This is a genomic window from Rhizobacter sp. P2_G4, from assembly GCF_056403575.1.
In genome coordinates this window covers 798,143-816,295 of record NZ_JBFUFG010000002.1, presented here as the reverse complement: position 1 = coordinate 816,295, position 18,153 = coordinate 798,143, and the positions used below count along the sequence as shown (strand labels likewise).

Here is an 18,153-nt window from a genome sequence, read left to right as displayed (position 1 = left end):
CGAGGGGCACAATCACCGCGATCCCCTCTCACCTCAGCCCAGGAGCGAACCCATGGCCAAAGCCGAAAAGACCACCAAGAAGCCAGCCGAACACGCTTTCCCCAGCACCCTCAAGACCTTCAAGACCGCGTCCGGCAAGACCGGCAGCTACTACTCGCTGCCCGAGCTGGCCAAGAAGTTCCCGAACGTGAACCAGTTGCCGATCTCGATCCGCATCGTGCTCGAGTCGGTGCTGCGAAACTGCGACGGCAAGAAGGTCACCGCCGACCACGTGGCGCAGCTCGCCAACTGGCAGCCCACCGCTGACCGCGTCGACGAGATCCCCTTCGTGGTGGCGCGCGTGGTGCTGCAAGACTTCACCGGCGTGCCGCTGCTGGCCGACCTGGCCGCCATGCGCAATGTGGCAGTCGATATGGGCAAGAACCCGCGGACCATCGAGCCGCTGGTGCCGGTCGACCTGGTGGTCGATCACTCGGTGATGGTCGACTACTACGGCACGAAGAACGCGCTCGACCTGAACATGAAGCTTGAGTTCGAGCGCAACAACGAGCGCTACCAGTTCATGAAGTGGGGCATGCAGGCCTTCGAGACCTTCGGCGTGGTGCCTCCGGGCTTCGGCATCGTGCACCAGGTGAATCTGGAGTACCTGGCGCGCGGCGTGCACAACAAGAACGGCGTGTACTACCCCGACTCGCTGGTCGGCACCGACAGCCACACGACCATGATCAACGGCATCGGCGTGGTGGCCTGGGGCGTGGGTGGCATCGAGGCCGAGGCCGGCATGCTGGGCCAGCCCGTGTACTTCCTGACGCCCGACGTGGTGGGCTTCGAGCTCACCGGCAAGCTGCGCGAAGGCGTCACCGCCACCGACCTGGTGCTGACCGTGACCGAACTGTTGCGCAAGGAGAAGGTGGTCGGCAAGTTCGTCGAGTTCTTCGGCGAAGGCACGAGCACGCTGTCTCTGCCCGACCGCGCGACCATCGGCAACATGGCGCCCGAGTACGGCGCGACCATGGGTTTCTTCCCGGTGGACGAGAAGACCATCGAGTACTTCGAAGGCACGGGCCGCACCAAGACCGAGATCGAGGCCTTCGAGGCCTACTTCCGCGCGCAGAAGATGTTCGGCGTGCCGCGCTCGGGCGACATCCACTACTCGAAGGAAGTGTCGCTCGACCTGAGCACCGTGACACCCTCGCTCGCCGGCCCGAAGCGCCCGCAAGACCGCATCGAGCTCGGCAAGATGAAGACCGAGTTCACCGAACTCTTCAGCAAGCCGGTGTCGGCCAACGGCTTCAACCAGCCGGCCGAGAACCTGCACAAGGCGTACAAGACGAAGAGCGGGCTCGAGGTGCACAACGGCGACGTGCTGATCGCCGCCATCACCTCGTGCACCAACACCTCCAACCCGGCCGTGCTGCTGGCCGCCGGCCTGCTGGCCAAGAAGGCAGTCGAGGCAGGCCTCACGGTCGCGCCGCACATCAAGACCTCGCTCGCGCCGGGCTCACGCGTGGTGACCGAATACCTGGAGAAGGCCGGGCTCACGCAGTACCTCGACAAGCTGGGCTTCACGCTGGCCGGCTACGGCTGCACCACCTGCATCGGCAATGCCGGCGACCTGACGGCCGAGCTGAACGAGGTGATCACCGCCAACAACATGGTGTGCGCGGCCGTGCTGTCGGGCAACCGCAACTTCGAGGCACGGATCCACCCGAACCTCAAGGCCAACTTCCTGGCATCGCCGCCGCTGGTGGTGGCGTTCGCCATCGCTGGCAACGCCAACGTCGACCTCATGACCGAGCCGGTGGGCAAGGGCAAGAACGGCCGCGACATCTACCTCGGCGACATCTGGCCCAGCAGTGACGAGATCTACAAGCTGATGAAGTTCGCGATGAACGGCAAGGCCTTCCGCGAGAACTACGCGCAGGTGAAGACCAAGCCGGGCAAGCTCTGGGAAAACATCCAGGGTGTGAAGGGCGAGACCTACACCTGGCCTACCAGCACCTACATCGCCAAGCCGCCCTTCTTCGACGGCTTCCACATGGAGCCGGGCCTGGCCGACTCGGGCGTGAAGGGTGCGCGTGCGATGGCGCTCTTCGGCGACTCGATCACCACCGACCACATCTCACCGGCAGGCTCGATCAAGGAGCAGTCTCCTGCAGGCCAGTGGTTGAAAGAGCACAAGGTCGGCAAGGCCGATTTCAACAGCTACGGCTCGCGCCGCGGCAACCACGACGTGATGGTGCGCGGCACCTTCGCCAACGTCCGCATCAAGAACCTGATGATCCCGGCCGGCCCCGACGGCAGCCGCGAGGAAGGCGGCGTGACGCTGTTCCAGCCTGGCAACGAGAAGATGTTCATCTACGACGCTGCGATGAAGTACATGGCCGAGAACACGCCGACCATCGTCTTTGCCGGTGAAGAGTACGGCACCGGTTCTTCGCGCGACTGGGCTGCCAAGGGCACAGCCCTGCTCGGCATCAAGGCTGTCGTCGCGCGCAGCTACGAGCGCATCCACCGCGCCAACCTGGTGGGCATGGGCGTGCTGCCGCTGCAGTTCAAGGGCACCGACTCATGGCAGACGCTGGGCATCACCGGCGACGAGAAGTTCGACGTGCTGCTGGGCACTGAACTCAAGCCGCAGCAAGACGCCACGCTCGTGATCCACGACCTCGACGGCGGCAAGCGCGACGTGCGCGTCACGCTGCGTATCGACACACCGATCGAGGTCGACTACTACAAACACGGCGGCATCTTGCCCTTCGTGCTGAGGCAGTTGCTGGCGGCTTGATCGGCATCACAAGATCAAAAGGAGACACTGCATGGATCGCAGATCCCTGTTCGGAACCACCGCCACGCTGGGCCTCGGCGCGCTCGTCGGATGCGCCCTGCCCGGCACCGCGCAGACCGGCAGCGCGAAGACGCCGTTCAGCGTGCCCGACACCTACATTCCCATCGTCGGCAGCGACATGGTGTTTCCGGTGCGGCGCATCTATTGCATCGGCCGCAACTACGCAGCGCATGCACGCGAGATGGGCTCTGACCCGACGCGCGAGCCGCCGTTCTTCTTCCAGAAGCCGACCGACGCGATCCAGAACGTGGCCCCCGGCACCGTGGCCGACCACCCGTACCCGCCGCTGACCAAGAACTACCACTACGAAGTGGAACTGGTCGCGGCCTTGAGCAAGGGCGGGCGTGACATCCCGATCGACAAGGCGCTCGACCACGTCTACGCGTATGCGCTCGGCCTCGACATGACCCGCCGCGACCTGCAACGCGGTATGGGTGACCAGAAAAAACCGTGGGAGATCGGCAAGAGCTTCGACCGTTCAGCACCCATCGGCCCATTGCACCTGGCTACACAGACGGGTGCGTTCACCAAGGGCAACATCTGGCTCAAGGTGAACGGCGAGACCAAGCAAAGCGCCGACCTCAACCAGATGATCTGGAGCGTGGCCGAGCAGATCAGCAAGCTGTCTGAAGCCTTCGAGCTGATGCCCGGCGACATCATCTACTCGGGCACGCCCGAGAACGTCGGGCCGGTGGTGCGCGGCGACGTGATCGAGTGCCACGTCGATGGCCTGCCCAACCTGAGCGTGAAGATCGTCTGACCTCGCAAGAGATGGTCGATGGATTCACGCTCTAGGATGAGGCGATTGACCTCTGGCTATGCCCATTGGAAAGCATCGTCTGCATCGACCAGCGACCTGTTCCGTCAGTTGTGTGTCGTGAGTTCCCACGCAGCACCTTAGCGTTGCGCGGGGTGTCACATTTCAGATTGGAGCCGGCCGTGAGGCCTAACGTCCGGTTCAGCAGCGGACCGTCCGCTGCCACCGGCTGTTAGGTGACGTCCCACCGTCCATCCGTCTCCCAACAGCCCGGCTCAGCGACGGACGCGGTAGCGGATGTGTGTGGCCTCCGGCGTGTCGATCACCCGAACGATGTCCAGCTCGATGCGCGACGGCAACACCTCGAACAGCCGACGGCCACCACCGAACAGGACTGGAATCTGGTGAATTTGCAACTCATCCAGCACACCGGCCACGAGCGCTCGTTGCGCCGTGTACGCGCCCAGCATCAGCACGTCGCGCTTCCCGGCGGCGGACTTCGCCTGCGCCATCGCGCTCTCGATCCCATCGGTCACGTACGTCACCAACGGATAGTTCGCGACGGACGGACCGGGCGGCCGGTGGCTGGGCACGAAGATCCGGACACCGTGATTGTCACCGCCCCAGTGATCGACCTGCTCCACGGTACGTCGACCCGCCAGTATTGCGCCAGGAGCGTTCCATTCGTCCCACAGCTCCCCGGTCGGCCCCGACGGCCGGGAGAAGTCCCCGTACCACTCGTGCAGCCGCATGAACTCGTCGCCACCGGGGTTGCCCACCTCATCGTTCGGACCTGCGATATACCCGTCGAGTGACATCGACATGTAGAGCACTGATGCAGACACTTCGACCTCCTATGAATTGACTGCTTCCACCGTCCACCTACGTTTGACATGAGTTGCATGACCCGGCTTGCCTGGTCCTCTCGATGGGTTAGAAGTCGCTGTCAACTTTGTGCCGATGCGGTTACTTGCGAACAAGTTCTTCCACCTTGCCAGATGCGTCCATGAAAACCGCCTTTGTGAAATTGATGTGCCCACCATAGTCATCGCCGCGTACCCGAACAATCGGGCAAGACTTCGTTCCGCCATACAGATAGGTGCGACCGAATGAACGGAACATGGCTAGCACTTCGTGCGACGAGCGATCAGTGATCCGCGTGGTTCCGTCATTGGTGTTCAGGTCACCGGATGCGGACACTGTGAACTGACTGGCTGCAGATTGGACCATTTCCACACCTAGACACTTGGTTGGTGCGACTTGAGGCAGCTTCGCTCTTCCATAGGTACCTCCAGTGACCTTTGGTGCGCAGTTGCTTGCGCCGGCCTCAATCAGCGAGTACCTAAGGAATGGTGCCGATGCGTAAGGCGAGGGGTGGCGCCTTTCAAAGAACGCAATTCGTCCGGCCAACAGGTCATCTACGTCCCTGTCTAGGAAGAACTCGTCGAAGTGGGTCTGGATGTGGGCGGGAAGGCTAAGGCGTTCATCAAAGTATCCGCTTGCCCGAGCGTCTATGGGCGGGGGCACATCCAGTCTCGTGAAATTGCTGCACTTCAGTTCGAAAACTAATGGGCCAGAAAGCACGGGCCAAGTGACCAGTGTTGCAAGACCAACCCAAAATCCGATTACTGTAATTCGGGCGAGAACTGGGCGCTTGGGTCTCATGGCACGTGAGATGACACGGGTGACTGGAACCCCTATGAATATGCAGATGAGTGCGACGATGGCCGCGCCGATTAGTAGCATGCTTCCCTTTAAATGCTGAATGAATCTCGGCCTAGGCTCTGGCGACTTCTAACTATGTTCTCGGGCGACAGTTTTGCTGCGTATCCCGGTGTCGAAAGCCAAGCGTCGCAAAGTGCCTTGCAGAATTGGATTGCATTCCTATCTGGACGCAATTGCAGTGTGCGTATTGATCCGGCAAAAGCAGCACCTTGGTGACCGACGCCAGCCAGCGTTGGCCAGCTTACTGATGGCCTGGAGCGATGTCGATCGGAGTCGCGCATGCCGAGTCAGTCAATCAATCGCAGGTGGGATTTTGCAACCGCTTCTCCGCGTCGCAGAAGCGCCAAAGCTGAGACGTCAGGCGCGCTGTAGTCGGTCTTCATGACAGGCAAGGCAAACGGAGGTGTGCTGAGTTCGTCGCCAATCAAGCCAGCTTTGTTCGCGTTCAGCCCAAGTGCTGCGTGAACAACGCCTCGCTGAAGCCAACGGTGATCTGGCCGTCAGCCCACTGCACCACCGGGCGCTTGATGACGCTCGGCTGATCCAGCATCACCTGCTTGGCCGATGCTGCATCGGTGACTGCTGCCTTGGTCGTATCGTCGAGCTTGCGCCAGGTCGTGCCCTGGCGGTTCAGCACCTTGTCCCAACCCACCGCGTTCATCCAGCGGTCGAGTTCGGCGGCGGGCACGCCCTGCTTCTTGAAGTCATGCCATGCGATGTCGACCTGGTGGTCGGCCAGCCAGGTGCGGGCTTTCTTGACGGTGTCGCAATTGGGAATGCCGTAGACAGTGATGCTCATGGGTCAGGGTGCGTCTCGAGGATGTTCGCAAATGGGATCGGGGCCGTAGGCAGTATCGACCACCTTGCCTTGCTGATCGAGGCCCACCTGGAACCAGACGCAGAACGGAGATTCGTAGCGATACGCCCAGACGTTCTGCTTCTGCCAGCCGATGTAGTAGGTCTCGGACGCATGGCCGATCTGCGTGAGCACGTCGTTTGCAGTCATGCCGGCCTGGATGGCGTTGAAGCGGCTCTCGGTAAGCACCTGGTCCCAGCGCAGCAGGTGGCCTTGTGCGTCGAAGTCGAGCATGTAGGTGTGCTTACCGTAGGGCCCACGCGCGTATTCGAGCCGGCGTTCACCGTTGGGCAGCGTGATGTCGGCCGTGGGCGGGCCCATCGCCTGCAGGGTGGACTCGACGCTTGCATCCTTGCTCAGCGAGCCGGGGCCATACGACGAGCACGCCGACAGTGCAGCAGCGGCGAGCACGGCGAAACAGCGATTCATGATCCTTCGTCTCCTTTCAAGCTCACGCCCGAACGCGCCTGGGCTTGAAGCGCGGGTCCGGGCACACGGTTGCGACCAGGAAGTCGAGCACCGCACGCACACGTGACGGCAAGCGCTCGACCTTGCCAAGGTACACCGCATGGATAGGCGCCATGTCGCGAGGGTTGAATTTCTCCAGCACGGGCACGAGCCGGCCGGCGTCGAGGTCGGCCTGGATGTGGTAACTCGACAGCCGCGCCAAGCCGGCGCCGGCCACCGCCAGCTGCCGCAGCGCCTCGCCGTCGCTCGCGCGCACGCTGGCACGCACCGGCACGTCGACCAGCTTGCCGTCGACGCGCAGCGGCCAGTCGGGCAGCCGGCGTCGGTAGCTGAAGTCGATCTGGTGGTGTGACTCCAAGTCGCCAGGCTTGCGCGGCGTGCCGTGCCGCGCCAGGTAGGCGGGTGAGCCAACGATGGACTGCCCGGTTTCGCCCAGGTAGCGCGCGATCAGGTCGGACGACGGCAGCGGCCCCCAGCGGATGGCGATGTCGGCACGCTCGTCCATCAGGTCGACCACGCGGTCGGTCAGCACGATGTCGAGGGTGATCTGCGGGTGCTGTTCGAGGAAGCGCGCCACCAGCGGCACCACGACCTGCGAGCCGAACGACATGCTGGTGTTGATGACGACGCGCCCTCGCGGCACGGCATTCGTCGCGGCGCTGCGCTCGGCTTCGTCGATGTCGGCCAGCACGCGCACGCTGCGCTCGTAGAACTGCTGGCCTTCGGGCGTGAGCTGCAGCTTGCGTGTGGAGCGGTGCACCAGCTGGATGGCGAGGCGCGTTTCGAGCCGGCCGATGAGCTTGCTGACGGCCGAGGGCGTCATGCCCAGCGCACGGGCCGCGGCCGAGAAGCCCTCGCGTTCGACGACCTGCACGAAGGCTTCCATCTCGCCGGAGCGGTTGACGTCAATGCGCGGCATAGCAGACCCTTCGGCTGTGAGTTGAAGTCACAAGTGCAATTCCGGCCGGCATTCTAGTCACCGCGCAACAAACGCCGCACAGTTGCTCCCATCATGCCAATCGCCCTTCTTGCCCTCTCCGCCGGTGCGTTCGCCATCGGTACCACCGAGTTCGTCATCATGGGCCTGCTGCTGCAGGTCTCGGCGGACCTTCACGTCTCCATCGCGGCCGCCGGCCTGCTCATATCGGGCTACGCCATCGGCGTGGCGGTGGGCGCCCCGTTGCTCACCATTGCCACGCGCAGCATGCCGCGAAAGGCGGTGCTGCTGGCGCTGATGGTGATCTTCACGCTCGGCAACCTGGCCTGCGCCCTGGCGCCCGGCTATGGCTGGCTGATGGTCGCCCGCGTGGTCACTGCGCTGGCGCACGGCACTTTCTTCGGCGTGGGCGCGGTCGTCGCGACCGGCCTGGTGCCGCCGCAGCGGCGCGCCTCGGCCATCTCCATCATGTTCACCGGCCTCACGCTGGCAACGCTGCTCGGCGTGCCGGCTGGTGCCTGGCTCGGGCTGCAGTTCGGGTGGCGCGCCACCTTCTGGGTCATCACGCTGATCGGTGCGGCCGCCTTCGCGGTGATCGCCTTCTTCGTACCGGCCAACCGACAAGGCGATGCGGCTGATGCGGCAGCAGCACCGCTGCGCGACGAACTGGCTGCCGTGCTTCGCCCGCAGGTGCTGCGCGGCCTCGCGATGACGGTGCTCGGCTACGCCGGCGTGTTCACGGTATTCACCTACATCCAGCCGCTGCTCACGCGCATCACCGGCGTGCCGGACTCGGCGGTTTCGCCCATCCTGCTCGTGTTCGGTGGCGGCATGGCGGTTGGCAACCTGCTTGGCGGGCGCCTGGCCGACCGCGGCACCATGCCGGCCGCGCTGGGCACGCTGGCCGCGCTCGCGGCGGTGCTCGGTGCCATGCAGTTCGCCATCGGCACGCCATGGTTGGCAGTGGTATTCGTCGCACTGCTCGGACTGGCCGCCTTCGCCACCGTGGCACCGATGCAGATGCGCGTGCTGGAACAGGCTTCGGGCGCGGGGCAGAACCTCGCGTCGAGCCTGAACATCGCTGCCTTCAACCTCGGCAACGCGATCGGCGCGTGGGTGGGCGGTGTGACCGTCGAGCACGGGCCTGGCCTGCAGTCGCTCGGTTGGATCGCCGCGCTCATCACGCTGGTGGGCCTGGGCATCGCGCTGTGGAGCCACCGCGCCGACGCTTGCACCACGCCGCGTTCCGCCTTCGCTTGAGTCACCACTATCACCACATCAATAAGGACATCACCATGGAACACCGCTTTCTCGGCCGCTCAGGCTTCAAGGTGCCTGCACTCGGATTCGGCGCCGGCACCTTCGGCGGGCAGGGCCCGCTGTTCAGCGCCTGGGGCAACACCGACGTGGCCGGCGCACGCCGCATCGTCGACATCTGCCTCGATGCCGGCGTGAGCCTCTTCGACACCGCCGATGTGTATTCGAGCGGCGCCTCCGAATCCATCCTCGGCGAAGCGCTGAAGGGCCGGCGACACCAGGCCATCATCTCGACCAAGCTCTCGCTGCGCAGCGGCGACGGGCCGAACGATGTGGGCTCGTCGCGCCACCACCTCATCGAAGCGACCGACGCCGCGCTGAAGCGCCTGCAGACCGACCACATCGACATCCTGCAACTGCACGCCTTCGACGCGATGACGCCAGTAGAGCAGGTGCTGTCCACGCTGGACGACCTGGTGCGTGCCGGCAAGGTGCGGTACCTCGGTGTGTCCAACTTCTCCGGCTGGCAGTTGATGAAATCACTCGCCGCGGCCGACCGGCTGGGCCTGCAACGCTACGTGGCCAACCAGAGCTACTACTCGCTGATCGGCCGCGACTACGAATGGGAGCTGATGCCGCTGGGGCAGGACCAGGGCCTGGGCGCCATCGTGTGGAGCCCGCTCGGCTGGGGCCGGCTGACCGGCAAGGTGCGCCGCGGCCAACCCTTGCCCGCTGGCAGCCGCCTGCACGAGACCGCCGGCTTCGCGCCGCCGGTCGACGACGAGCATTTGTACCGCGTCGTCGACGCGATGGACGAGGTAGCGGCTGAGACCGGCAAGACACTGCCGCAGATCGCCATCAACTGGCTGCTGCAGCGACCCACAGTGGCCAGCGTGCTGATCGGTGCGCGCGATGCGGCGCAGCTGAAGCAGAACCTCGGCGCCCTGGGCTGGCAGCTCAGCGCAGAGCAGGTCGCCCGGCTCGACACTGCCAGCGCCACCACGCCGCCCTACCCTTACTACCCGTACTGGAATGGCCAGTTCGCCGAGCGCAGCCCGGTGGCCGTCAACAGCGGCTCTTGACCTCAGGCCGTGGCGAACGGCGTGCGGATGTCGGACAAGAACTGCTGCGCCCGCGGGTGCTGCGGCCGGTTGAAGAAGTCGTCGGGCGTCGCGCGTTCGAGCACCCTGCCCTGGTCCATGAAGAGCACGCGGTGGGCCACCTCGCGGGCGAAACCCATCTCGTGCGTGACGACCACCAGCGTCATGCCGTCGCGCACCAGGTCTCGAATGACGAGCAGCACCTCGCCGACCATCTCGGGGTCGAGCGCGCTGGTGGGCTCGTCGAACAGCATGATGGGCGGCTGCATTGCCAGCGCACGCGCGATGGCCACGCGCTGCTGCTGGCCGCCCGACAGCTCGGATGGATAGGCATTCGCCTTGTGCGCGAGGCCCACGCGGTCGAGCAGCGCCATGGCTTGCTCACGCGCCACGGCGGGCGACAAGCGCTTCAAGGCCATCGGCGCGAGCGTGCAGTTGTCGATGGCCGACAGGTGCGGGAACAGGTTGAACTGCTGGAACACGAAGCCGATGTGCGAGCGGAAGGCGTTGACGTCGAGGCCCTGGCGGTGGATGTCTTCGCCATTGATCGAGATCGTGCCCGATTGGATGGCCTCGAGCCGGTTGATGGTGCGAATCAAGGTCGACTTGCCCGAGCCGGAGGGCCCGCACACCACCACGACCTCGCCTTCGGCGATGGTCTCGTTGATGTCCACCAGCGCCTGGTAGGAGCCGAACCATTTGTTGACCTGGTCGAAGCGGATCATGCGGATGCCTTCAGTGGTTGCGGCGGCAGCTGCACATCCCTGCGCCGCGCCATGCGCTGCTCGAGCCAGAACGCGAAGCGCGACAGGCCGAAGCAGAGCACGAAATAGGTGAGGCCGAGCAGCAGGTAGACCTCGGCACCGCGCGTGAACACCTGCGTGTTGATCTGCGCGGCGATGAACGACACCTCGGTCAGCCCGATGATGTACCCGAGCGAGGTCTCCTTGATGGTGGCGACGAACTGGTTCACCAGCGAGGGCAGCATGTGGCGCAGTGCCTGCGGCAGGATCACGCGTCGCATGGTCTGCGCGTAGCTCAACCCCAACGAGCGTGCGCTCTCGAACTGACCCTTCGGCACGCCGCGGATGCCCGCGCGCACGATCTCGGCGAGGTAGGCACCGTCGAACACCACCAGCGCGATGAGCATGGTGCCGAACTGGTCGGTCTTCACGCCGGTGACGCTGGGCAAGAAGAAGTAGGCCCAGAACACCACCATCAGCAGCGGCACGCCACGCACCACGAACACCAGTGCCGTGACTGGCCAGCGGATGACTCGGTACGGGCTCACACGCGCGAGCCCGAGCGCCACACCCAACGGCAGCGCAAGCACCAGCGCCAGCCCCGCCAGCAGCACCGTGAGCGCCAGCCCGCCCAGCGGCCCCTTCGGGTACTGGCCGACGAGGAAGTAGACCCAGTAGGTCTCGATCAGCTCGATCATGCGGTGCGCACCGGGTAGCGGTGGTGGTACCACGCACCGAGGCCGGTGATCACGAGCGACACCGCGAGGTAGGCGCTCGTCGCGAAGGCAAAGGCCTCGACGCTGCGAAACGAAGTGGACTCCACCTTGGCAGCCTGGTACATCATCTCGGCCACGCCGATCACGGTGGCGATGCTGGTGTTCTTCCACAGGTTCAGCGTCTGCGAGATCAGCGGCGGCACGGTCACGCGCAGGGCCTGCGGCAGGATCACGCGCCGCATCGTCGCCAGGAAGCCGAAGCCCAGCGCGCGCCCGGCCTCGAACTGCACGAGCGGAATCGCGCGGATGCCGCTGCGGATGTCTTCGGCCATGTAGGCCGCGGTGTAGAGCGTCAGCGCCACCACGGCACTGGCGAGTTCGATGTTGCCGGCGTACAGCCACTGCCGCGCGGCCTCGGGCAGCAGCTCGGGCGCGCCGAAGTACCAGAACAGCAGGTGCGCCAGCAGCGGCACATTGCGAATGCCTTCCACATACGCAGCGCCCAGCCAGCGCAGCAGCGCGAGCGGCGAAATGCGCAACAAGGCCACCAGCACGGCCAGCGGCAAGGCGAACACGAGCGTGAGCCCGGCAAGCAGGAGCGAGACCCACAGGCCGCTGATCAGCCAGTCGTGGTACTGCCCCTGCTGCAGCAGGGCGAAATCGAAAGAAGGCATCGGCAGATCGCAAAAAGCCCTGCCGCTCCGTTTCGGGCGGCAGGGCGAAAAGTCGGGAGCTCACTCCCGACCGTTCTACACCCGAATCAGAGCTTGTCGTTGTCGATCTTGAAGCTGCGCTTGTCGAACTGCAGCTTGGTGGCCGGGCCGTACCACTTGACGAAGAGCTTGTCGGCTTCGCCGGACGATTCCAGATCGCGCAGCACGCCGTCGACCAGCGCCTTCAAGCCTTTCTCGCCCTTCTTGAGGCCGAGCGCCAGTGGCTCGACGCTGATGTTGGTGGGCAGGATCGCGTAATCCTTCTTCGCCGGGCCGAGCTTGGCGTAGTCGTTCACCAGCGAGGCTTCGTCGTTCACATAGCCCACGCCCTTGCCTTGCTGCAGCGCCAGGAAGGCCTGCTGCGTGGTCTCGAAGGTGACGACCTCGACATTGGGCACGGCCTTGCGGATGTTGGGTTCCTGCGTGCCGCCCTTGACGGTGAGCACCTTCTTGCCTGCGAGCTGCGGCACGTCAGTGATGCCGCTGCTGGTCTTGACGAGAACCTTCTGGCCGGTGACGAAGGTGGTGAGCGAGAAGTCGACCAGCGCCTCGCGTTCCTTGTTGTGCGTGAGCGAGGCGGCGAGGATGTCGACGCGGCCCTGCTGCAGTTCGGGGATGCGCGCGGCGACCGCCAATTGCTTGAACACCGGCTTGACGCCGATCTTCTTGGCGATGGCGGTGGCGATGTCGACCTCGTAGCCGACGATCTCGCGCGTCTTCGGGTCGACGAAGCTGTTGGGCTCGTCGGTGCCGAGCACGCCGATGACGATCTCGCCCTTCTTCTTGATGTCGTCGAGCTGGTCGGCGCGCGCAGCGGCCGTGAAGACAAGGGAAGCCGCCGTGGCGGCGAGCAGGGCGAACGTGCGCGTACGCAGTGAATGCATGGAAAGACTCTCCGTGAATGAAGACGCGAGGCTAACCCTGGCCCGCGCAACACCGAAGGAACGAATAGGAATATCCATGTGCGAATGTCTTCGTACCCAAGCCGCACGGCATGTTGCCCGCCGCTAGCCCCTGTCCACCATGGGGGTTTGCCGGTTCGCGGGCTCGCTCAAACTGCCACGGCGCTGACCTTGCCGAACCGCAGGCGCAGCCACTGCGTGACGCGTGCCGTGCTTTGCATGGCCGGCTTCTCGATGCCGCTGAAGGTGAGGAAGGACAGCCCGATCAGCACCGGCGTTAGCGCGACCACGAAAGCCCAATGTGCCACGGGGTCCGGCAAACCCAGGCCAGACCGCGGCAGCCAGTGAAAGAAGAGGAACAGCACCAGGCCGTGCAGCAGATAGATGCTGTAGGCCATTTCGCCGAGGGTGCGTGACACCGCGTGCGTGAGCGCCCCGAACAGGTTGGCGCCGCAAGCGATGAGGGTGAACGCGACCGAGATCAACAGCACGGGAGTGGGCTCGTGCGTCGTCGGGAACAGCACGACGACGGCTGCCAGGCAGGCGATCACGGCCACAGACGCCCACTTGGACGAGGCCACGCCGTCGAGCCGCTTAGAGGCTGCGACCACGGCAGCGACGATGCCACCCAGAAACGACAGCATGTTGTGTGTCTCGGGCCGCCACACCACCAGCATCAAGCCCATCGCCACGGCCCCGAGCACGACGTAGCGGCGCGGCACGTCGACGCGGATGCCCAGCGCCAGGAGGGGGAGTGAGAGATAGAAGAACCATTCATACGGAAGCGTCCAAGGCACCCGCGCGAGGATGTTGCTGGTCTGGGCCACGCCGTTGACGTCGGGTGCGCCGGCCACGGTGAACAGCATCCACTGGATCACGCTCTTTGCCAGCTTCGACTCGGGGACGTGCAGCACCCCGCCGGAGATGACCGTGACGATGGTGAACAGGCAGAGCATCGCGAACAGATACAGCGGGGCGAGCCGCATCACGCGCGACACCGCCAGTTGCAACCAGTCGACCGGCCGCCGCCGCCCATTGAGCAGCTTGGTGAAGAACAGGAACCCGGTGATCATGAAGAACATGGCCACGCTGGTCTGGCCGAAGTGCGTGTACAGGTTCGACGGCGCGGCCTTCCACTCACTGCTCCGCAGAAAAAAGTACCAGATGGCTGCGTGGTGGACGAACACGAAGAAGGCCAGGTAACCCCGCAGGCCGTCGATGGCCGCGAAGCGACCCTCTTGCTTGGGGGCGCCGAAGCGCTTGACGAGGAGCACCGTGGTGCCGAGTGCCGCCAACAAGGCGACCAACGCTGGCAAGGGGCTGACAGGATTCATGGGCGGAGGGGCATGGGCAAGACAACGCGAGCCCAACGCGAGAAGTGATGTGCCACCGCGCCTTGGCACAAACCATGCCGCATGGCCGCAACCACCGGCGGGTCATGCCATCCGCCCCACTACCTCAGCCGACCACTGCCTTAAGGTCTGGGAAAACCTTACCGACTTTGGCGGTGACGTAGTCGCCGTAGCTGCCTTCAAAGGCCTGCAGGTTGGCGCCGTCCCAGCGGCGGCCGCTGTCGTCCTGCCCCGGGCCGCTGCCGGGCACGGGCTGCACGCGCGCGGCGAAGTCGGGGTCGAAGAACAGCGGGATCGAGAGCCGGTCGTAACCACTTGTGTTGATGGCCACGCGGTGCGGGACCGAGCGGTAGCGACCACCGGTCATACGGTCCAGCATGTCCCCGATATTGCAGACAAAAGTACCGGTGATCGGCGGTGCGTCGATCCAGCCGTTGTCGGTACGCACCTGCAGGCCGCCAACCTCGTCTTGCCACAGCATGGTGAGCAGGCCGTAGTCGGTGTGCTCGCCCACGCCCCATTGCGCCGCGCTGCCCGGCGGCACCGGGCGGCTCGGGTAGTTGAAGAAGCGCAGCAGGATCAGCGGGTCGGCGGTGCCATGGTCAGCGAACCAGTGCGGCGGCAGGCCGAGCGCCATCGACATGCCGCGCATCAGCGCATGGCCGAGTTGCGTGAGCGCTTCAAGGTAGGCGAGCACCGTGGTGCGAAAGTCATCGATCTCGGGCCACAGGTTGGCGCCGTGCAGGATGGTGCCGGCCCGCACACGCGGGTGGTCGGCGGGCAGTTCGGTGCCGAGGTACAGGCCCTCTTTCCAGTCGGGCCGGTTGGACGTCAACTCACCGCCCAGCGGAAAGTAGCCGCGCCATGCGCGCCCGCCGGCCGACATCGGGATGCGCAGCTTGGCGTCTTCGCTCTGTGCGAAGAAGGCCCGCGCGAGCTGCGCGGTGCGCTCGATCAGCGCTGCGTCGACACCGTGGCCGCTGGCATAGAAGAAGCCGTAGCGGCGCGCTGCCGCGTCGAGCTCGCGTGCCACTGAGGCCTGTGCAGCGGTGCTGCTGTTCGAATCGACGAGGGCCTGCACGTCGATGACGGGCAGCGTCTCCATCAGATGGCGGCCAGCGCCTGTGCCAGGTCGTCGCGCAGGTCGTCGACGTCTTCCACGCCGACCGACAAGCGCACCAGCGCATCGCCGATGCCCAGCGTGGCGCGTGTCTCGGCGGGGATGGTGGCGTGCGTCATGATGGCCGGGTGCTCGATGAGGCTTTCGACGCCTCCCAGGCTCTCGGCCAGCGCGAAGATCTGCACCGCTTCGAGAAAGCGGCGGGCGCCGGCCAGGTCGGTCTTGAGGTCGAGCGAAATCATGCCGCCGAAGCCATGCATCTGCTTCCGGGCCAGCGCATGCTGCGGGTGCGATTCGAGGCCGGGATAGCGCACGCGCGCGACCTTCGGCTGCGCTTCGAGCCACTGCGCGAGCGCAAGCGCACTGCTGCAGTGGCGCTCCATGCGCAAGGCCAGCGTCTTCACGCCGCGCAAGGCCAGGTAGCTGTCGAAGGGCCCGGCGATCGCACCGATCGAGTTCTGCAGGAAGCCGAGGCGTTCGCGCCAGTCGGCCTGGCGCGGCTCGCTGCCCACAATGGCGACGCCGCCGATCACGTCGGAGTGGCCATTGAGGTACTTGGTGGTTGAGTGCACCACCACGTCGAAGCCGAGTTCGAGCGGGCGCTGCACCCAGGGGCTGGCGAAGGTGTTGTCGGCCACCGCGATCAGCCCGTGCTCACGCGCGAACTGCGCCAGTGCCGCCAGGTCGGCGAGCTTGAGCAGCGGGTTGCTCGGCGTCTCGACCCACAGCATGCGCGTCTCGGGGCGAATGGCCTTGCGCACCGCGTCGAGGTTCGACAGGTCGACGAAGCTGAAGCGCGTGCCGGCGCTGCGTGCGCGCACACGCTCGAAGAGGCGGTAGGTGCCGCCGTAAAGGTCGTCACTCGCGATCACGTGCGCACCGGCATCCAGCAACTCGAGCGTGGTCGAGATGGCGGCGAGGCCCGAGGCGAACGCGAAGGCTTGCGCACCGCCTTCGAGGTCGGCCACACAGCGCTCAAGCGCCCAGCGCGTGGGGTTGTGCGAGCGGCCGTAGTCGAGGCCCTGGTGCACGCCGGGGCTGCTCTGCACATAGGTGGAGGTGGCGTAGATCGGCGGCATGATCGCGCCGGTGCTCGGGTCGGGCGACTGGCCGGCGTGGATCACGCGGGTCGCGAACTTCTGCTTCTTGTCGCCAGTGTTGCCCTTCTTGGGGTCGGTCATCGTTTGCTCTTTCGCAAGTGGTTGAGTAGATCGAAACGGGTGATCAGGCCATGGAAGCCCGCTGTATCGGCCACGATGGCAACCAACCCACTGGCGAGCACGCGGCGCAGCGCAGGCAGGCCGGCATCGGGTGCCAGCGTCTGCAGCGCGGTGCTCATCGCGCTCTTCACGGGGTCGTTGTAGCGCGAGGAATCTTCCTGCACGTGCAGCAGCAGGTCGGACTCGTCAACCACACCGACCAGCGTGCCGCCATCGAGCACCGGCAGCTGTTGCACGTCGGCCAGGCGCATGCGCTGGAAGGCGGTGAGCAGCGTGTCGCCGGGCTGCACCGAGACCACGCTGCCATCTTCGGCGCGCCGCGCGATCAGGTCGCGCAGGTCGCCATAGCGGCGCTGCTTGAGCAGGCCTTCGTCGATCATCCAGGCGTCGTTGTAGACCTTGCTGAGGTAACGCGTGCCGGTGTCGCACACGAAGCTCACCACACGCAGCGGCTTTGTTTGCGCGCGGCAGAAGCGCAGCGCGGCGGCCAGCAGCGTGCCGGTAGACGAGCCTCCGAGCAGGCCTTCGGCCTTCAGCAGCTCGCGCGCCGCGGCAAAGCTCTCTTCGTCGGAGATGGAGTACGCGTGCTTCACCGCCGAGAAGTCGGCAATCGGCGGGATGAAGTCTTCACCGATGCCCTCCACCGCCCACGAGCCGGCCGCGCCGTGGGTGCCGGTGAGCACGTGGTCACGCAGGATGGAGCCGACGGGATCGGCGAGAACGAATTCGAGCTTGGGCTGCACGCGCTGGAAGAAGTGCGTGAGCCCCGTCATCGTGCCGGCTGAGCCGACACCGACCACGATGGCATCGAGCTCATGGCCGCACTGCTGCCAGATCTCGGGGCCGGTCGAGGTCTCGTGCGCGAGCGGGTTGGCGGGGTTGTTGAACTGGTCGGCGAAGAAGGAGCCCGGGATCTCTTTCGCCAGGCGCGCCGCGTAGTCCTGGTAGTAGGCCGGGTCGCCCTTGCCGACGTCGCTGCGCGTCATGTGCACCTCGGCGCCGAGCGCCCTCAGGTGCAGCACCTTCTCGGTCGACATCTTGTCGGGCACGACCAGTACCACGCGGTAGCCCTTCGCCCGCGCCACGAGGGCGAGGCCCAGGCCGGTGTTGCCGGCGGTGGCTTCGATCACGGTACCGCCCGGCTTCAAGCGGCCATCGCGCTCGGCCGCTTCGATCATCGAGCGGCCGACACGGTCCTTGATGGAGCCGCCGGGGTTCTGCGATTCGAGCTTCAGCAGCAAGGTGCAAGGGCCGGTGCCGAGGCGCGTGACCTGCACGAGCGGCGTGTTGCCGATCAGGTCGAGAACTGCAGGGCGTTGTGCGGGCGAGAGGTCGTCAATGGGAGGCATGCCGCGGTGATACGGGCCGCCCCAAGTCCTGTCAAGCGCAAGGAGATTGGCATGCGCCAACCCATGCGGGTTCCGATGATCGATCGACAC

General features: G+C 65.4%; 17 protein-coding genes. 4 read left to right on the top strand and 13 right to left on the bottom strand.

The window, feature by feature from the left end; translation table 11 throughout:
• The first annotated feature begins 52 nt into the window (after positions 1-52).
• The gene (gene acnA, locus AC1DYS_RS10280) at positions 53-2,788 is read left to right on the top strand and encodes an aconitate hydratase AcnA (protein ID WP_477898625.1); all 2,736 of its coding nucleotides are present in this window, start codon (positions 53-55) and stop codon (positions 2,786-2,788) included.
• A 31-nt stretch (positions 2,789-2,819) separates the two neighbouring features.
• Positions 2,820-3,608, top strand: a complete 789-nt coding sequence (locus AC1DYS_RS10275; RefSeq protein WP_477898623.1) for a fumarylacetoacetate hydrolase family protein — start codon at positions 2,820-2,822, stop codon at positions 3,606-3,608.
• A gap of 272 nt (positions 3,609-3,880) precedes the next feature.
• Here AC1DYS_RS10275 and AC1DYS_RS10270 read toward each other — a convergent pair whose 3' ends face one another.
• From AC1DYS_RS10270 to AC1DYS_RS10250, 5 genes are all read right to left on the bottom strand, one after another.
• Positions 3,881-4,450 (bottom strand): dihydrofolate reductase family protein, encoded by a 570-nt coding sequence (locus tag AC1DYS_RS10270; protein WP_477898621.1) that lies wholly within the window; start codon positions 4,448-4,450, stop codon positions 3,881-3,883.
• A 121-nt stretch (positions 4,451-4,571) separates the two neighbouring features.
• Positions 4,572-4,835, bottom strand: a complete 264-nt coding sequence (locus tag AC1DYS_RS10265; protein WP_477898619.1) for a hypothetical protein — start codon at positions 4,833-4,835, stop codon at positions 4,572-4,574.
• Positions 4,836-5,775: 940 nt separating this feature from the next.
• Positions 5,776-6,129, bottom strand: a complete 354-nt coding sequence (locus AC1DYS_RS10260; protein WP_477898617.1) for an ArsC family reductase — start codon at positions 6,127-6,129, stop codon at positions 5,776-5,778.
• A 3-nt stretch (positions 6,130-6,132) separates the two neighbouring features.
• Positions 6,133-6,615 (bottom strand): hypothetical protein, encoded by a 483-nt coding sequence (locus AC1DYS_RS10255; protein ID WP_477898615.1) that lies wholly within the window; start codon positions 6,613-6,615, stop codon positions 6,133-6,135.
• Positions 6,616-6,637: 22 nt separating this feature from the next.
• Positions 6,638-7,573, bottom strand: a complete 936-nt coding sequence (locus AC1DYS_RS10250) for a LysR family transcriptional regulator (protein WP_477898613.1) — start codon at positions 7,571-7,573, stop codon at positions 6,638-6,640.
• A 93-nt stretch (positions 7,574-7,666) separates the two neighbouring features.
• Here AC1DYS_RS10250 and AC1DYS_RS10245 point away from each other — a divergent pair, with 93 nt between their 5' ends.
• On the top strand, positions 7,667-8,851 hold the full coding sequence (locus tag AC1DYS_RS10245; RefSeq protein ID WP_477898611.1) for an MFS transporter: 1,185 nt from the start codon (positions 7,667-7,669) through the stop codon (positions 8,849-8,851).
• A 35-nt stretch (positions 8,852-8,886) separates the two neighbouring features.
• A complete protein-coding gene (locus AC1DYS_RS10240; protein ID WP_477898609.1) occupies positions 8,887-9,930 on the top strand; it encodes an aldo/keto reductase in 1,044 nt (347 codons plus the stop codon).
• A 2-nt stretch (positions 9,931-9,932) separates the two neighbouring features.
• Here AC1DYS_RS10240 and AC1DYS_RS10235 read toward each other — a convergent pair whose 3' ends face one another.
• The 8 genes from AC1DYS_RS10235 to AC1DYS_RS10200 form a co-directional block, all read right to left on the bottom strand.
• Positions 9,933-10,673 (bottom strand): amino acid ABC transporter ATP-binding protein, encoded by a 741-nt coding sequence (locus tag AC1DYS_RS10235; RefSeq protein ID WP_477898607.1) that lies wholly within the window; start codon positions 10,671-10,673, stop codon positions 9,933-9,935.
• Positions 10,670-11,389 (bottom strand): amino acid ABC transporter permease, encoded by a 720-nt coding sequence (locus AC1DYS_RS10230; RefSeq protein WP_477898605.1) that lies wholly within the window; start codon positions 11,387-11,389, stop codon positions 10,670-10,672. The genes AC1DYS_RS10235 and AC1DYS_RS10230 overlap by 4 nt, the downstream gene beginning before the upstream one ends.
• Entirely contained in the window at positions 11,386-12,081 is a 696-nt protein-coding gene (locus AC1DYS_RS10225) for an amino acid ABC transporter permease (protein WP_477898603.1), read from the bottom strand. The genes AC1DYS_RS10230 and AC1DYS_RS10225 overlap by 4 nt, the downstream gene beginning before the upstream one ends.
• Before the next feature lie 86 nt (positions 12,082-12,167).
• Positions 12,168-13,004, bottom strand: a complete 837-nt coding sequence (locus AC1DYS_RS10220) for an ABC transporter substrate-binding protein (RefSeq protein ID WP_477898601.1) — start codon at positions 13,002-13,004, stop codon at positions 12,168-12,170.
• Positions 13,005-13,171: 167 nt separating this feature from the next.
• Positions 13,172-14,356 (bottom strand): acyltransferase family protein, encoded by a 1,185-nt coding sequence (locus AC1DYS_RS10215; protein WP_477898599.1) that lies wholly within the window; start codon positions 14,354-14,356, stop codon positions 13,172-13,174.
• Between the two features lie 124 nt (positions 14,357-14,480).
• A complete protein-coding gene (locus AC1DYS_RS10210) occupies positions 14,481-15,479 on the bottom strand; it encodes an isopenicillin N synthase family dioxygenase (RefSeq protein WP_477898597.1) in 999 nt (332 codons plus the stop codon).
• Positions 15,479-16,675, bottom strand: coding sequence for a trans-sulfuration enzyme family protein (locus AC1DYS_RS10205; protein ID WP_477898595.1), 1,197 nt, complete (start codon positions 16,673-16,675; stop codon positions 15,479-15,481). Before AC1DYS_RS10205 ends, AC1DYS_RS10210 begins: the two co-directional genes overlap by 1 nt.
• Positions 16,672-18,063 (bottom strand): pyridoxal-phosphate dependent enzyme, encoded by a 1,392-nt coding sequence (locus tag AC1DYS_RS10200; RefSeq protein WP_477898593.1) that lies wholly within the window; start codon positions 18,061-18,063, stop codon positions 16,672-16,674. The genes AC1DYS_RS10205 and AC1DYS_RS10200 overlap by 4 nt, the downstream gene beginning before the upstream one ends.
• Positions 18,064-18,153: the final 90 nt, after the last annotated feature.

Excerpts from the sequence above, each read along its gene's own strand:
- AC1DYS_RS10220 (WP_477898601.1), bottom strand. The coding sequence starts at position 13,004 with ATGCATTCACTGCGTACGCGCACGTTCGCCCTGCTCGCCGCCACGGCG.
- AC1DYS_RS10250 (WP_477898613.1), bottom strand. The coding sequence starts at position 7,573 with ATGCCGCGCATTGACGTCAACCGCTCCGGCGAGATGGAAGCCTTCGTG.
- AC1DYS_RS10215 (WP_477898599.1), bottom strand. The coding sequence starts at position 14,356 with ATGAATCCTGTCAGCCCCTTGCCAGCGTTGGTCGCCTTGTTGGCGGCA.
- AC1DYS_RS10205 (WP_477898595.1), bottom strand. The coding sequence starts at position 16,675 with ATGACCGACCCCAAGAAGGGCAACACTGGCGACAAGAAGCAGAAGTTC.
- AC1DYS_RS10265 (WP_477898619.1), bottom strand. The coding sequence starts at position 4,835 with ATGGTCCAATCTGCAGCCAGTCAGTTCACAGTGTCCGCATCCGGTGAC.
- AC1DYS_RS10200 (WP_477898593.1), bottom strand. The coding sequence starts at position 18,063 with ATGCCTCCCATTGACGACCTCTCGCCCGCACAACGCCCTGCAGTTCTC.
- AC1DYS_RS10255 (WP_477898615.1), bottom strand. The coding sequence starts at position 6,615 with ATGAATCGCTGTTTCGCCGTGCTCGCCGCTGCTGCACTGTCGGCGTGC.
- AC1DYS_RS10275 (WP_477898623.1), top strand. The coding sequence starts at position 2,820 with ATGGATCGCAGATCCCTGTTCGGAACCACCGCCACGCTGGGCCTCGGC.
- AC1DYS_RS10245 (WP_477898611.1), top strand. The coding sequence starts at position 7,667 with ATGCCAATCGCCCTTCTTGCCCTCTCCGCCGGTGCGTTCGCCATCGGT.
- AC1DYS_RS10260 (WP_477898617.1), bottom strand. The coding sequence starts at position 6,129 with ATGAGCATCACTGTCTACGGCATTCCCAATTGCGACACCGTCAAGAAA.
- AC1DYS_RS10225 (WP_477898603.1), bottom strand. The coding sequence starts at position 12,081 with ATGCCTTCTTTCGATTTCGCCCTGCTGCAGCAGGGGCAGTACCACGAC.
- AC1DYS_RS10210 (WP_477898597.1), bottom strand. The coding sequence starts at position 15,479 with ATGGAGACGCTGCCCGTCATCGACGTGCAGGCCCTCGTCGATTCGAAC.
- AC1DYS_RS10235 (WP_477898607.1), bottom strand. The coding sequence starts at position 10,673 with ATGATCCGCTTCGACCAGGTCAACAAATGGTTCGGCTCCTACCAGGCG.
- AC1DYS_RS10240 (WP_477898609.1), top strand. The coding sequence starts at position 8,887 with ATGGAACACCGCTTTCTCGGCCGCTCAGGCTTCAAGGTGCCTGCACTC.
- AC1DYS_RS10230 (WP_477898605.1), bottom strand. The coding sequence starts at position 11,389 with ATGATCGAGCTGATCGAGACCTACTGGGTCTACTTCCTCGTCGGCCAG.
- acnA (WP_477898625.1), top strand. The coding sequence starts at position 53 with ATGGCCAAAGCCGAAAAGACCACCAAGAAGCCAGCCGAACACGCTTTC.